General features: G+C 53.8%; 8 protein-coding genes and 1 pseudogene. 1 reads left to right on the plus strand and 8 read right to left on the minus strand.

The genetic code is table 11. The annotated features are described in order from the left end of the window. Positions 1 to 38: 38 nt before the first annotated feature. The 7 genes and pseudogenes from AVI_RS02315 to AVI_RS02330 form a co-directional block, all read right to left on the minus strand. On the minus strand, positions 39 to 7,064 hold the full coding sequence (locus AVI_RS02315) for a hypothetical protein (RefSeq protein ID WP_139192443.1): 7,026 nt from the start codon (positions 7,062 to 7,064) through the stop codon (positions 39 to 41). After that, a complete protein-coding gene (locus AVI_RS30935; RefSeq protein WP_187152369.1) occupies positions 7,052 to 7,393 on the minus strand; it encodes a hypothetical protein in 342 nt (113 codons plus the stop codon). Before AVI_RS30935 ends, AVI_RS02315 begins: the two co-directional genes overlap by 13 nt. A gap of 378 nt (positions 7,394 to 7,771) precedes the next feature. Further along, positions 7,772 to 7,894, minus strand: a complete 123-nt coding sequence (locus tag AVI_RS31685) for a hypothetical protein (RefSeq protein WP_267972240.1) — start codon at positions 7,892 to 7,894, stop codon at positions 7,772 to 7,774. Positions 7,895 to 8,699: 805 nt separating this feature from the next. Continuing rightward, on the minus strand, positions 8,700 to 9,746 hold the full coding sequence (locus AVI_RS02325) for a sulfotransferase domain-containing protein (RefSeq protein ID WP_015914834.1): 1,047 nt from the start codon (positions 9,744 to 9,746) through the stop codon (positions 8,700 to 8,702). A 1,052-nt stretch (positions 9,747 to 10,798) separates the two neighbouring features. Beyond that, on the minus strand, positions 10,799 to 10,972 hold the full coding sequence (locus tag AVI_RS30940) for a hypothetical protein (protein ID WP_156553924.1): 174 nt from the start codon (positions 10,970 to 10,972) through the stop codon (positions 10,799 to 10,801). 127 nt (positions 10,973 to 11,099) lie between these two features. After that, positions 11,100 to 11,370 (minus strand): annotated as a pseudogene (locus AVI_RS31375) (IS481 family transposase); the annotation flags it as partial. Between the two features lie 56 nt (positions 11,371 to 11,426). Then, on the minus strand, positions 11,427 to 11,666 hold the full coding sequence (locus AVI_RS02330) for a hypothetical protein (RefSeq protein WP_015914836.1): 240 nt from the start codon (positions 11,664 to 11,666) through the stop codon (positions 11,427 to 11,429). Positions 11,667 to 12,098: 432 nt separating this feature from the next. On the opposite strand from AVI_RS02330, the gene AVI_RS02335 reads away from it, so the two are divergent. Then, the gene (locus AVI_RS02335; RefSeq protein WP_015914837.1) at positions 12,099 to 13,229 is read left to right on the plus strand and encodes a heme-binding protein; all 1,131 of its coding nucleotides are present in this window, start codon (positions 12,099 to 12,101) and stop codon (positions 13,227 to 13,229) included. Positions 13,230 to 13,467: 238 nt separating this feature from the next. On the opposite strand, the gene AVI_RS02340 is transcribed toward AVI_RS02335, so the two are convergent. Then, positions 13,468 to 15,297: a glycosyltransferase family 2 protein gene (locus AVI_RS02340; protein ID WP_234617995.1), complete on the minus strand. Its 1,830-nt coding sequence runs from the start codon at positions 15,295 to 15,297 to the stop codon at positions 13,468 to 13,470. Positions 15,298 to 15,319 lie beyond the last annotated feature (22 nt).

A 15,319-nucleotide genomic window follows, 5' to 3' on the forward strand; every position in this document is an offset into this window, starting at 1 on the left:
ACATCCGGCCCAGCACTTTGTTTTGAATCAGTTCCGGCTCAGGAGAAGCTGAACTTGCTCTGCTGAAGGTTTGAAAGGGACGTATTCGTTAGCGTCAGTGTGTCATTGGTGTGAGAGGTAATGACCACATCTTGTCCGGACTGCTGTGCGTTGGAGAGAAGATCTGTCCAATCCGAGAAGGTCGTGTGATCAAAAGCAATCATATCGGCGCTGCTGCCTGAGGCCTGATAACCCGATATTACATCCTGGCCGAAGCCTGCATGGAAGATGAAGTTATCATTGGCCCCGAAGATTTCGAGCGTCGTATCCTGGCCCACGGTGATCGTATCCTGCTCACCGGTCAGGGAGAGCGATGCCCCGGCATCTAGCGTCACGCTCGATTGATCCACCGCTGTCAAGGCACCGGCGCCCTTGACCTCGACAGTGTCGTGCAGCCCGGTGCCATCGGCGGTGTCCATATCGCTACCGGAATTCAGAACCACGATGTTGTTATTGCCGTCGACCATCACCTCCCCGCCCTCGGCGATATTGATGGTTCCGTCCGATAGAACGGCATTGTTGCTGCTGCCGCTCACATTTAGAACGTCGTCGCTTCCTGTAACCGTGACATCGGCAGAGCCGCTCATGACAAGCGTTGCATTCGACGCGGTGATGCTGGTGCCGCGCCCTCCGATTGAGATCACGTTGTCGTTGCCCGAAACGGTCAGACTTGCCCGAATGTCCGCCTCGATGGCCAGATCGTCGCCCGTCATCGTGACGGCGGAGTCCGTGCCGATGGTGACGCTTGCATGGGACAATGCGGCTGTTTCATCCGTCCCCACAATGGTCACGGTGTCACCGCTCGCATTGCCGTTGATGCGGTTGTGATCGCCCCACACCGCGACGGACGCATCAGCGCGGTTGATCGTGATCGTATTATTCTCACCGTAGATGGTGGAAAAATCACCATCGACCTGAATGGTAGCCGCCGAGATCGAGGCGACTGTCGCATCTCCCTGAATATCCAGCCTGCCGCCAGAACCGCTGGCATCGAGCGAGGAACCATTCCCGGCAAGCGTGATGTCATCGCCATCTCCCGCCAGGGATAGGCTGGTGGCTTGCGTTGCCGTCCCTACATGAACGGTTCCGCCCGAAAGCGTGGCATTGTTGCTATTGCCTGAGACATTCAGCGTATCGCCACCCCCGGTGACAACGGCATCCGCCGAACCCGTCATGATGATCGTCGCATTCGAGGCCGTGGCGGTCGTGCCCCGTCCGTCGATGGAGATGGTGCTCCCGCTGCCCGAAAGGGTCAGGCTTGCATCGGTATATTCATCGATCGTCAAACCATTACCGGTCAGTGTCAGGCTGCTGTCGGTTTCCACGACAACGCTGGCATTCGAGGCCATCACCGTATTGTTTGTACCGAAGGCTGCGACAGTATTATCGGCGCCGCTGGCAATGGAGAACACGGCGTTTCCATAGAGAGCGATGGCGTTATCATCTCCCGTCACCGTTCCGGACGCATTCTCGCCCACGGAAATGGTCCAGCCGGAAATCGCCGCATTGACCCCCTGGCCGATAACATCGAGCTCATCACCACTCACCGTTCGGTCGGTATCAACAAGAACCGAACCGTTATGGGCAGCGAACTGATCGTCATCACCGCTAACGAGGACTGTTGCCCCATCGTCGATGGAGATTGTCGTACCGGAAGCGTCGAGCCTCGTGCCGTAGCCGGAGATTTCCACCGTATTGCCATCGCCGCTCCAGATCAGCACCTGACTGTTGCCGTGCAGAACAACGCTGTCGTTGCCTCCCGAAAGGATCAGCCCGCCACCATTATCGACGACAACGGACGCATTGGAAACCGTGGCGATATTGTTGCGCCCGCTGACCTCCAGGCGTTCATTGGCCCCATAGGCTGCAATGGTGGCGACCGTATTTCCGGTTTCATGAACGGTATTATCGTCCCCGACGAGGGCCACCTGATTGATGCCATTGCCAAGGATGATCTGGTTGGACTGACCTTCGACGTCGATGGCATCGTCGCTTCCGGAAAAGCTGCGGCTGCTGTTGTCGTCCGACACGGTTTGCGTGGTCGCTGACTGAAACGTGGACCGGCTGGTGCTGGTCTGGCCGGTGGCGCTGATGGTGGTGGTGGTCGATCCCGCCACGGAACCATCGTCATTGAGATCGCTAATGGTTTCGACTTCGCTACCATCCGCCCGCATGACGGCCTTGTCGATGTGGTCGATCATGCCGCTATTGCTGCTATCCTCATAGAGGATCGTCGTCAGACCATCGGCAGTGATGGTTTCCAGGCCGCGCGCAGCGATACCGCCATCGGCATCCATGTCGCTGATCGTAGCAATCTGCGATCCGTCGATGTTCCTCGTCCAGCTTTCTTGATGATCGTTGATGCCATCGCCGTCATAGTCCGACAACACAGTGCTGCTCATGCCCGTGGAGTCCGTGGTCTGGATGCTACTGGCAGCGACCTTCTCGTCTTGAGCGGCAAAGGCGGAATGCCAGAGCACAGTGCCGAGATGGCTTTGATAGCGTTGCGCGGCTGCATTGGCTTTGATTGTCATGGTCTTAGAACCGTCGGCATGCGCCACGCCCGTAACAACTTTGTCGACACTGCCATCGCCATTGACATCGGTCGTGGTAACCGTTGTACGGCCATCTGCACTTTCAGTCCGCAACACAGCCTTGATTAATACCGGTGCGATGGCGGATTTCACTCCCGATGCATCAGACTGACTTGTTCCGTAGGTCTGCTCCAGCAGCTTACTCGAACCATCGGCATTGTTGGTCGTCGTATCTACAACCTTCCTGTCCACCAATCCGTCGCCGTCAAGATCTTGGTTGGTGGTTGTCACCAAGCCGTCCGCGGTGGTGGTCGAGACAACTCGGCTTGCAGTTGAGCCATCTGTGTTGAAGTTGGTCTTCGTGGTTTGTGTGCTGCCATCCACATACTTCAGTGTATCGGCAATCTGATCAACCATACCATTGCCATCGGCATCCGTGCTGGTGATCTGGTGACGTCCGCTGAGACTGGTTTGGGTGACGATCGTGTCGAGCAAGATCCCCGAGGCATTACGGTCCGAAATAGCGACCGAGTTCGAGCCATCGGCACGCTGGGTGATTGTCTGACTCCTGATTTTTTCAGCAACGCCATCACCATCCTCGTCAATATCGGTGATTGAACTCAGTCCGTCCGCCGCCGTCGTCGTGGCTGAACTTGAAAGATCCGAACCGGTGACGGTGGAGGCATTAACTGTCACAACCGTGGAGCCATTGGCCTCGACAATCTTGGCCGAAGCCGACTGCTGTGCATAGGTTCCCGAACCTGTTGCATCCCAGGATGTTATTGTTTTAAGACCGTTGCCACTGGTGAGGATGGACTCCCTGCTGGCCAGGACACCATTGTCGACCATGCTGATGGTTTCGGTTGTCGAACCATCACTGCCAATGCTCTTCACATCGGCTTTGCTCTCGGCATAATCTCCCGAACCATCGAGATCCCACTTTGTCAGGCTATCCAGACCATTGGCGCTGGAGTTGATCTGGGTCCGATCGCTGATGGTGGCGCTGTAGCTTGGATTTGCCGAACTGGCATCACCGCCTGAGAACGTTTCGTCGAGTATCGTCGTGATGTGACTGCCGTCGGAATTGACGGTGGTAGTCGAGACTTGACCGGTCTGCGCCAATCCATCGCCATTTGCATCGTAGAGCACGGTTTTTGTCAGCCCGTCTGCGCTATCTGTTTCATAGCGGCCATCCTGCGACCCGAATGCCCGGCCAGAGGCTGTCTCCACTGTGCCATCCATCGCTGCGACTGTTCTAGATCCGTCTCCATTCGTGAGGCTCTGAACGGTTTGATCGACCGCGCCATCGCCGTTGACATCACGTGTCGTCGTTACGCTGTTCTTATCGGCGCTTGTGACCGTGATCGTCCGGTTGTGCAGCGAGTCATCACCATTGTAGCTGCTGCTCGTAACAGTCGTGGAGCCATCCGCATTGAGGACAGTGGTTTTGGATAGAGAGTAATCGACGACGCCATCACCGTTGTCATCCCACTGAGTAGCGGTCGAAAGGCCGTCGGCACTGGTCTGATCGCTCGTCTTGTCGGCAAGCGCACCTCCAGATCCGAAATCAGAAAAAGACTGCGCGGAAGAGCCATCGGCATTCAGGATTTCAACCGACGAGGTCGAGCGGCCGGCTGTTTGATCACCGCTAACGGTCAGCGTGCTCGATTGAGTTAGCCCATCGGCGCTGATGGTTTTGCTGAAAGAAGATGTGGCAACGCCATTTGGGTCGTAGGTCGACGTTACAGATGTGCTTGAGCCATCGGCATTAACGCTGAGCGTCTGGCTTTGATATGCAGTGGCACTGCCATTCAGATACGTGCTGGATGAACCTGCGGTCCCAGCAGAATTTGTCGTAGAAACGGATTTTGAGACCAGGGTATGATTTGCGTCGGAAACAGTCTTGGTTTCCGTTTTAGAACCATCTGCGTTGAGAACGGTTACGTCTGTAGTTATGGCATCAAACGTCCCGTCTCCATTGATGTCACTGCTCGTGGTAATGCTTAAGCCACTAGCGCTGGTTACAGTTTGCGCCCGGCCTAGAAGACGTGAACCGTCGCCGTTGTAGGTGGAAAGGGTTTCTGTCGTGGAGCCATCTGCGTTGAGCGTCTTTGAATCCACGCTCTCGCTGTCGAAGCTCCCATTACCATCGTCATCGGTTCGGGTGATCACCGACAAACCGTTGGCACTGCTTGTGGTCTGTGTCTCACCCACTTCATTTGCGGCACTCGTGCCGGAGCCGTGATCGCTGATTAGGGTCGTTACCATTGAACCGTCGGTTTCAAGCGCAGTCTGCGAAACGGAGGTCGCGTCGATAACACCGTCGCCATTGGCATCGCGGGTGGTTGTGAAGCTCAGGCCGTCAGCGCTGGTCGTCGTCACAGTACGTGACAGAAGCACGGAGCCGTCAGGGCTGTAATTCGAGGCCGTCTGAGTTTCGGAACCATCGGCATGGATGTCTGTCTCAGTCACGGACGTCGGTGACTGGCTGTTGTCGATGGTGGTCGAAACCGTCGTCGTCCGCTTGTCCTCGCTGACGACGGTGACAGTACGACTGACCTGAACCTGGCTTGTGCCGATCAACGTCGTCACAGTCTCCGTGGAGGATCCATCGGCGTTTGTCGCCTTCACATCCGTTGTTGCATAATCAGCTGTTGACTGACCATCGAGAAACTTTTGTATGGTAATGGAATGACCATTGGCGCTGGTCGTCGTGACCGTTCTGCCGGTTTCCACAGCATTGGCACCACTTTTGGCGATAACCGTTACTGTGGATGAACCATCACTGTTATGCACGGTCGCACTCGATTGCGCGGAATCGAAGCTGCCGTCTCCGTTGACATCGATCTGGCTGGTTTTGGTCAGGCCATCTGCGCTCGTGACCGTGAGTGTCTTCGAAACGAGAACTGATCCATTTGGACTGTAACTCGAGACCGTCTCGGTCGAACTGCCATCGCTCCCAATCGTTGTCACATCAATCCGGTCGAAATGACCATCGCCATCCCGATCGGTTTCTGAAGTCTTCGTCTTACCATCGGCGCTCCAGGACGACACTTGTTCCTGACGCAAGCTGCCGTTGGCGTTGTTCGTTGCCGTCGTATCGGAGCCTGACCCGTCACTATTCTGCACAACGGTTTCTATCGTGATCGTATCGAATACACCGTCGCCATCGATATCGACCTTGGTGGTCTTATTGATGCCATTGGCACTGAGGTCCGTCTCCGTGCGATCGCGAAGAGTGCCATCGCCATTCGATTCACTCTGTGTCGTCGTCGTGCTGCCATCAGCATTGAAGACAATCGAACTCGTGGAAACGAGATCTGTAGAGCCGTTGCCATCAAGATCTGTATTGGTGGTCTTGCTGTCGCCATTGGCGCTGGTGACGGTCGTCGACGTCCCGATTGTGTTTGCTTGCGCCGTGCCGGTACCAGCGTACTGAATAACGGTTTCCGTTCGCGTTGCGTCCGAGGCGACAGTAATAGTGTCGGTCTGGGTGGAATCGATCTGCCCGCTACCAGTCTTTTCCAGTTGAGCTGTCTTGCTCAGGCCATCGGCACTGGTGGTGACGATGGTACGATCCCGAAGCGAGCCATCGGCATTCATGTCACTGGCGGTCGTCGTCTCAGAGCCATCCAAGCCGAACGTGACGGTTTCCACCTCGTCGAAGAAGCCCCATCCATTCGTGTCGCGCAAAATCGTGCGCGTCTTGCCATCGGATGCGGTAATGAGCTGAAGCTCACTCGTCAACCTGGTGCCGCTGCTATCATAGTTGCGGATGGTTTCCGTCAGCGATCCATCAGAATTGGTGGTTTTCGTATCCGTCTGGGTACGGTTGAAGACTCCGTCGCCATTATCGTCGAATTTCCGGGTTACCGAATTCCCATCGGCGCTGTAGGTAGAGAGCGTTTCGCTGGCCAGCGTGCCATTTGCATTGAAGGATTTGCTGTCAAGGGTCGATGTGCCGTCGGCATTCTTTGTCCGGGTCTGCTTGACCAGATAACCATCAGGATCATAGGAGAAAACCGCGTCGGCAGCAGTGCCTGTCGACCCATCGCTCTTCGTGAACGTGGTTTCGCCAGATATCGCCGAGCCGTCTGGCAAGACTATGTCCTGGTGATTGCTCGTAAGATCAATCGATGTAATGCCGAGCTGTGCCAGCGTCTTCAAAGTGGTCGACCCGTCGGCATTGGTGACCATTACCTTAAAGTCGTTCCAATCGGCATCGCCGGCGTCGAGCTTCCCGTTGTGATTTGTATCGAAGACATCCCTGAGAGCCTGCATGTCGGAGGTCGCAGTGGGGTCCCAGGCTGTGAACTGTACCTGATCTTGCTGGGTAATCTTGCCCGACCCGTTGAGGTCTAGGACCAGCACGCCATCGCCCGCTCCAGCCCAAGCAGTCTTGTGCTGTTTGCCATCGCCCGCCATGTCGAAATACTTGTCCGACGCGTTCAACGCGGTGATCTGGATGCCATTGCCGTTCAGATCCAACACAATAGGCGAACCACCCGAGCCACCGCCCGAACCACCGCCGCCTGATCCTCCAGAACTGCCCGAGCCGCCGCCTGAGTTGCCGGTCCCGCCACCGCCCGTGCTACCGGTCCCGCCGCCGCCCGTGCTACCGGTCCCGCCGCCGCCCGTGCTACCGGTCCCGCCGCCGCCCGTGCTACCGGTCCCGCCGCCGCCCGTGCTACCGGTCCCGCCGCCGCCCGTGCTACCGGTCCCGCCGCCGCCTGTGCTACCAGTCCCGCCGCCGCCCGTGCTTCCGGTTCCACCGCCGCCCGTGCTTCCATCGTAAGATCCACCCGTGTAGGATCCACCACCGTAGTAACCAGACGACATAGCACCTGAACTACTGATTGCGGTGGAACCTCCGCCATATAGATTCGATGAACCTCCGGTGGATGCATATTCGCGCGTTACAGAGACGTCCGTATTGTAGCCAGTAGAGCCGTAAACGTCGGTTTGGTCTGTGGTTGGCGTGCCATCTACCCAGCCTGAAAATGAAAAAGGGTCACTCGAGTCGACCCTGCCTTCGTAACCAATGTTGCCATCGAGACTTGCAACTTCTATTTCGGAACCGAATGTATCGTTCATACTTGTCGGAACCGACTCAGTGTCGTTGAGAGGTGACAAGTTGTACATCACGGTCCCGCCGACAAATCCCAGATAATCACCGATAGCTGTTCCAAGAGGAACTGTTATGACTTCCGCGGGCGGGAAAAAACTGCCGGCAGCAGCACCAACGAAGGCGCCTGCAGCTCCGCCGAGTTCAGCGCCGGCGATACCGGCAGCTGATCGAGCTGCACCGTTGGAACCTTCATCGTACGTTCCTTTCGCTATACCAAAAACGCTAAATCCCTTGCCATATGCCTCTTCGGCTGTGGAGATAGCCTCTTTCGCCAGCGCACTGCTCTCGAGTCCTTCCACAAGACTAAAAATCCCACTCATTGTTGATTCAACAGTATGCTCTACAGAATCAAATTTATCCGGAGTTACACTCTTACTTTCTGACATTTCTTATTAACTCCCCGTCCGATTTAATTTTCAAAACTCTGCTGTAAACGTCTTCCACGCACTAACCACCAAAGCCAAATCGGTAAGACTAACGACAGAAAGAAAACGGATATGGAAAAAGCAACAGAGTTAGCCAAAAAAAACACAGTTGAGTAATTATCATGAAACAAACTCTGAAATCCCATCGTTATGAAGTGATAATATAAGTCGATTCTCGTCATTATGACAATTAATGCGATAATAGTAGCCTGAGATCCAGCCATTTTAATTATATATAAGCTGTCTTTATTTATTTTATATCTAAATAAATCAAATTTTTTTAAATTTAAAATGCATACACCAATATTTATAAATGAAATTGTGAGAAATATTATATTTATAGAGCTGGCTACAGTTGCGTCGCATGCGCTGTATTGATTTACTGGGTATCTATTAGAAATATATTTATATTGATTCTCAATAAAGCTTAGATACACGAATCTATCGGTGCATCTAAGATCATAATAAACTCGGAAAATTAAATAAATAAATATAAATATTAAAACGAATAAAAGTACAGAAAAAAATATAATAATTATTTTTTGAATAGGATCAATTTTTTTTATTAATATATTATTGGCCATTATTTCCCTCCTTTGAGGGCAACGAATATTTTATTGACCCTACGCCTCTTGGTGGCAGATATCCGACACGCTGCATAATCGGCGCACTAGAAGACAATACACGTTGAACCTGATTTTCTGATAGCAAGTCTTGCCACTGACCTGCACGCCCCTGCCGGAAGAATCGCTCCGCTTGTTTTGGCTTTTCTTTGAAGCCACGCTCAGTCTCCTGTTTTGCAAGTTCGGCGAAGGATGACTTCTCTATAGCACTTTCGAGCTGCTTTTTTGTCGGACGCAACCCAAGAAAAGCTGCAAGACCGCTAAACATGCGCTCGGGATAGTCCAGCATGTCTTCGTAGCGCATTATATGAACGGGCCGAGATGCGACCCCCATCCAGCTAGCAACGTTCTGGCTCCAACTCCCAAGTATCTCACCAACGTGTTTTTCGGTGGGAAGTGTTCGAAAGCCCGGCTGAGCCATGTCCGCGATAATAGCGTCTATTGAGCGGGAGCAGTGATGCGCATAGGAAATAGCCACATCCAGTGGATTGCGGACGATATAAATGGCGGCCAAAGTAACATCGAGATTTATGGTCGGCGTGCCATGGTCGGTTCCAAAGCAAAGATGTGTTTTGGTCAGGGACAGACCCTGCTGTTGCCTCGAAATCAAAGCTTGTGCCGCAGGTCTCGCCTTGGCCATCTCTTCGGCTGTCGCACGCGTTGGCGCCTTGCCGAGGATTTGGGTATAGTGAGGATAGCTGTGCTCCCAAATGGCATAGCGACCCAGGTCATTGATATCTTGTGAGCCCTGGGTTTCGCCGCGCAACTCCCTCAGGAGATTATGGACGAAAACACGGACCCAGGTATTTCCGGATTTTGGATAGGACGCGATCCAAATAATATTCTGCTTGTTTTTGATTGGCGACGCCGGTTCAACGGCGTCATTTTCGCGATCCGCTGACAATAGTCTATTCTCGTCGCCGAATTGTTCAACTCGGCGATCATCAGAAGAGATTTGTTCTGTCGTTGAATCTAACGGCGTGCTGCGTACATTCACAATACTCCTCCCACGAGTGTTGTAAAACGCTCATTTATAATTGAACAGAAATCTAGGCGAAGAAAAGGATGAAAACTATTCATCCTTCATGTATATTATAAAGTCTGGAAATGAGTTTTACGATGTGCCCCATCAACTCATAGTGTCACAATGTTTGCTTTTACAGACATTTGCAATGCCAGTTGCGACCGAGAAAAGTCACGATTTCGTGTGAAGATGAAGAACATCTATGACGTCTTATGCAATTTGGAATTGTGTAAAATATTATTATTAATTTTTTGATGTATTTCGAGGATTTATATTTTAATGTTCGATTTTTATTAAATAAAAAATCGGATAGAAAGATGAAATAAAGAAGGTAAGCCGTTCAATACTTATCGAATATTTTGATCATATTCTTTCGACTGCTTTTACCGAAAGGGGTTCCTTTTGATAGTGCGGCATTTTGGAGTGGGATCGGGTGGCCACATTACTCAGAGGATTTATTCCTCGTTTTAATGTTTCTGTCGGCATCCCTCACTTCACGTTTCCGGTGATGGTTCAGATTTTTTCTCAGCGCGTTCGTGAAGGCCTTAAGTGGCGTACGGTTTGCGATGCTGCGTCCCGGATAGCATCGTCGGTCTTGCGGCATCTGGTCGATACATTGAAAGACGCGCGGCGATCGCCTGTGTCGGCGTTCCGTCGTTGGCTGCGGCTATAACCGGTTATGCCGGTCGCTGCACAACACCCACCGTCCGTCGGTTCTGGTGAATTATCGTTGGAAACGGGGAAATGGACATCGCTTAAATGTTCTGCTGGCAAAATAGAACGATGCACGCCAGCGACTCTTTCACGAAGGGTTGAGACAGGGGCTTTGCCGAATTTCGTTTTACAGCCCTATTGAAATGATTACGGGATTTGTAATGGATGCAGGCAATGTTTTACAGGTAACGAATTGATTTACATGTCTTAGCTGGAGCTTCCCAAGCTGAATACGAGGGTTCGATTCCCTTCACCCGCTCCAGAAAATTCAATAACCTACAAGAAATCTGTGTCACTCGTGTCAGTCCGTGTCACTTGCGCTGTTCGGCGCGGGCAACGGACACTTTTCGACTCATTTCCAATCCGTCGCCTCTGGCGTAGCGTTTTGTCATCTTTGATGTGGTGTGTGTTGCCAGATTTTGGGCGGCCTCTATCGAGTCGGTGGCATCGATTGTTTCGGAAACTGCACCTGCTTGCGTTTCCATCGTCTACACGTTTGCAGGGGAGCTACTGCATAATTCCTTAAATCGGAATCGATTTAAGGTGAAAATTATGCAGCAGATATAAAGCGCGACAGCGAACCTTTTTGCGCCATATAGGGTGAGAGGCGCTGTCGATATTTCTGATGCGTGAGAGCCCGGCACGCTTCAGGACACGGCTGAGCGTTGCCGGTGACACGCCCGTTTCGATGGAGATCTGCTTGCTCCGGCCAGGCGTTGGCGGCGCAGCGTGATGATGCGGCTTGTCAGCGTCTGATCCGTCATCCTGGGGCTTGCATGCGGCCTGGACGAGCGATCCGCCATGGCCTCGCTGTCGTATGCCGGAAGCGATCCGTTCAGCGCCGGACGATCTTGGTACAGACACCAAAGATGCGGGCCGCCTGCCAGACTGCTATGCTATTAATGACAAGACGTGCCATTCCTTTTAGACGCGATTACGTCAGTCGGGCATAAGATCCGAGATCTGTCCGTGCGATACGAGCAAGCGGGGGTTCGTCATGCTTCCGTTTTCTTCATCGATAGTGACAGCATATGCGGCAACGCCAATGTAGCGATCGGCCATTGCGCCAGCTATTTTCTCCGCAGAAGCGACGCTTGATGCTGGACGCATATCGCCCGGTACGATGCCAGCACGGTTCTTTTTAAACTGAACGACGATGATTTTTTCGGCTTCAGACATATTAATGACCTCTCGTTTGTTCTTTTTATGTTCTATTTTTTGAGAGGAGTCAATGTCGCTTTTTTCGGGCGAGGAAGGATCGAATTCGCGTTTATACGCTTCTTATACCAAGTCTCTGACATGCCCCCGCATCCTCGCCTTGAAGGCATTGCAAATATCTCAAATGCTTGGCGCGGCTTGAGATGTTTGCAAAGGCAATACCAACAGGTTGTGCTTGCCTTGCAGGAGTGAATTATGATGGGATTTCCAGACGGTCTGGACCGTTGCAGCTCGGCCTAAGCATGACCATCTGGATAAACCTCACCACCACTTTTGGTGGAACTCAATTGCATGATAACAATTAATGCGTGTTTATGTCGTTGACACGTTCTGTTTCGATCAATACGACCGATGGTAGAGTTATTTATAATATTCAACCATAAGGATTTGTTGATGGAAGCCACGGTAGAAACTACGGCAAGGCGCATCGGTGGCGGGCAGCAGGGGCAGTTCGTCGATCCGCCACAGCCAGTCGTGCCGCCGACGCTCAGCCTACCGTTGATCAACGAGCCAGCCCAGGCCAACCCACCCGCCGAAACCATGTCGGTTGGCGCGCTCGAATATCTCATCGGCACCTGGACCAACCAAAATATTGGCGCCTCCGGCCGTGGCGGACCGGAAAATCCGTTCTCCTACAATCTGATGACGCTGCCACAGTCACCCACTGCCGATCCCAGTGATCCTACTCAATCGCCGTTCGGTTATATCCTGAAGAGCATGTCTTATTATGAGGAAATAACGTTCTCGGCAATTCACGGCACGGCGGCGAATCGCGGGGGTACAGGCAGCCAGATCTCCCACGCTCTGCTCTATGAGCAGCGGGTTTATATTTCGGACGGCCCGGCCAAGGACATGCTTGTGCATTTCGAAAACGGCATTTGGGGTTTTCTTACGCCGGCGGCGCAGGAACTCGGGCCTTACGGCGACGGCGACGGCGACGGCGACGGGGAAGCGGCGGGCCTGCAGACATTCGGCACGGTGCCACCCGAGTTGCCTTACAACATCTTCAAACAGATTTCCGTGCCGCACGGTAATTCTGTGCTCGCCTGCGGTACTGTCGGTGCGAGCCCGGTACAGCAGGGTGCCCCGATGATTGGCCCGCCGCCGCAGGTGCTGCCTGCCGGGAGTATTGATACCGGCGTCTACACACGCCAGTCGGTGCAGAACCTCAACCCGGTCTATGCGCAGAACCCCAATCAGCCGCTAATGGATGCGCTGGTCGTCTCCCTGCCGATTAAGCAATTCGTTCAACTCGACGTCAATTCGGATCAAGGTGGTGGTGCCGTCGCCAACATCAACTACGAACAGGAACGCGCTGATGTGACGCAATATTACGCGACCTACTGGATCGAAGATACCGGTAACGGCCAGTTCGATCAGCTGCAATATTCTCAGACCATCATGCTAAAGATCCCGATCGTCCTGAAACCTGGTGACGCGCCGACCGAGATCACCTTTCCGCACATCACCACAAATACACTGACCAAGGTGCCGGGCAGCGGCGTGTTGGTGGGCAAAAATTAAGTGCGCTGTTTTCGTTGCGTCAATGAAGTGATTGAATATGACACTTGGTATAATACCAAGTCTCTGACATGCTGACGCATCCTCGCCTTGAAGACATTGAAAATATCTCAAATGCTTGCACGGCTTGAGATATTTTCAAAAGGAATACGAAGGGCCATCTTCCATCACTCTTCGTATACGTTTTTGTTTACGCATCGGATTCATCCGAAAACCGGTTTTTAACCTTCGGTTCGATGCTCTAAACAATACCCTTGTTCGGCTGTGCTTTTCGGTTTCGTTCGTTGCCTCTCGGCGCATGGGGGGTCTTGTTCCAGAAAAATGGCTTGGTTTTCAGCTCGATCATCGCCCGCCAGGCGGCAATGGATGTCATCAGCCAATAGAGCGGAATGAACAGGTAGCGTCTGCCGATGCGGCGGCGTTCGAATTCGGTCATGGCGGCACGGCCGAGGGCCAGGAAAATAAGATAGCTGCCGAGAATATTCACCAGGTCGATCCAGAACACCGTCAGGTCGCGCAGGGGAATGCCATCGGCGGGCGGGTTGGCCATGCTATAGACGGTCATGGTCAGGAATAGCAGAAGGGCGGGATGGCTCAGCGATGATAGCAGCATGCCGCCAATCATCAGATGAAAGACGGCAAAGGCCGATCCCCCCATTTCCTTGCAGGCGACGCGTGGTTCGCGCATGACGATCAGCCATGTCTGTAGCCAGCCCTTGAACCATCGGCTGCGCTGGCCCATCCAGATGCGGCTGCTGACGGGTGCATCTTCAAGGGTTTGCCGGGTGATCGTTTCACAGCGGTAGCCGGCCCGGAACAGTCTCAGCCCGAGATCGGCATCCTCTGTAACATTATAAGGGTCCCAGGCACCGACATCCTTCAAGGCCTCGATACGGAAATGGTTGGACGTCCCGCCGAGCGGCAAGGGCATGCCATGATAGGCAAGCATTGGCAGGGTGCCTCGAAACAAAGCCGCGTATTCGAGCGCAAACAAAGCACTAATCCAGCTTTCATCGCCATTGGCGATGATCAGCGGCGCTTGCAGGCAGGCCACTTCAGGTGGGCGGGACAGGAAATGGGCATAGGCCTCCTTGAGTTGGGCGGGATGCGGACGATCCTCTGCATCATAGAGGACCAGGAAATCACCACGTGCGCCTGAGAGCGCATAACTGAGTGCCTTCGGCTTGGTCCGCGGCCCAATCGGCGGGGTTGGGACGATCTCGATATGGGCTGGTATGTCGGCTTCTGCCAGCGCGCCCAGCGTGTCCAGGTCGTCGGCTTCGCAGACAAGCTTGATATCCAGCCTGGAAACCGGCCAGTCCAGCCGCCGCAGCCCGTCTATCAATTGCGGGATCATGCTGCTTTCCCGATAAAGCGCCACAAGAACGGTATAGACCGGAAGCTCCACCGAGGCGGGCAAGGCGGGCGGGGGGGCTGCCGCTCCGATTCTATAGGCCAGGGTCGCGGCCCGAAAGGCGAGCATGCAAAGATAAAGCAGCGATGTCAGAATATGCATCACCGCCAGCGCATCATAGCCAAAGGTGGAACAGGCGGCGAGTGTCGCCGTCAGCAGAGATCCTAGCCAGAAACCTTGTTTGCCCGTCAAGACCATGCGCGCCGAGGACAGTGGTGCCGTATCGAACAGATGTGCCGTGGCTTTTTCCACGCGGTGTCGGGCGCCAGCCTGCCAGATAGCGCCAGAAAGGGCTCTCGGCGTGGTGATGGCAAGCGATGCTCGCAAATCCGGAGCATGCGCGAGCCGCTCCTTCAAGACATGGAATTGCCGTGCCTCGGGAACGATGACGGTGATCGGCGCGCGGACTTTGTCATGCAGCCGCAATAGGCCCGGCTTACGCAATTGGCTGTCCATGTGGTCGGAATAGAGAACTTGCTCCACCGGAAGCACAGGCAGAAAGGGCAGGTCGAGATGCCGGGCGAGGGCGGCGTAATAGTCCTGCGCCTCCATGTCGCCAGTGGCCAGAAATTCCTGCTCTATCGATGTGCCATGGGCAAGCGCCTGCTGAATGAGACGCGACAGGAGCGGCTTTGGAAGCCCAAGCTGCTTCAGCACGAGCACTTCCTCGCCGAACTGG

Origin of the sequence: Allorhizobium ampelinum S4 (assembly GCF_000016285.1) — a bacterium.
Lineage (GTDB): Bacteria > Pseudomonadota > Alphaproteobacteria > Rhizobiales > Rhizobiaceae > Allorhizobium > Allorhizobium ampelinum.

Excerpts from the sequence above, each read along its gene's own strand:
- AVI_RS31685 (WP_267972240.1), bottom strand. The coding sequence starts at position 7,894 with ATGAAGGTTCCAACGGTGCAGCTCGATCAGCTGCCGGTATCGCCGGCG.
- AVI_RS30940 (WP_156553924.1), bottom strand. The coding sequence starts at position 10,972 with ATGGAAACGCAAGCAGGTGCAGTTTCCGAAACAATCGATGCCACCGAC.
- AVI_RS02330 (WP_015914836.1), bottom strand. The coding sequence starts at position 11,666 with ATGTCTGAAGCCGAAAAAATCATCGTCGTTCAGTTTAAAAAGAACCGT.
- AVI_RS02335 (WP_015914837.1), top strand. The coding sequence starts at position 12,099 with ATGGAAGCCACGGTAGAAACTACGGCAAGGCGCATCGGTGGCGGGCAG.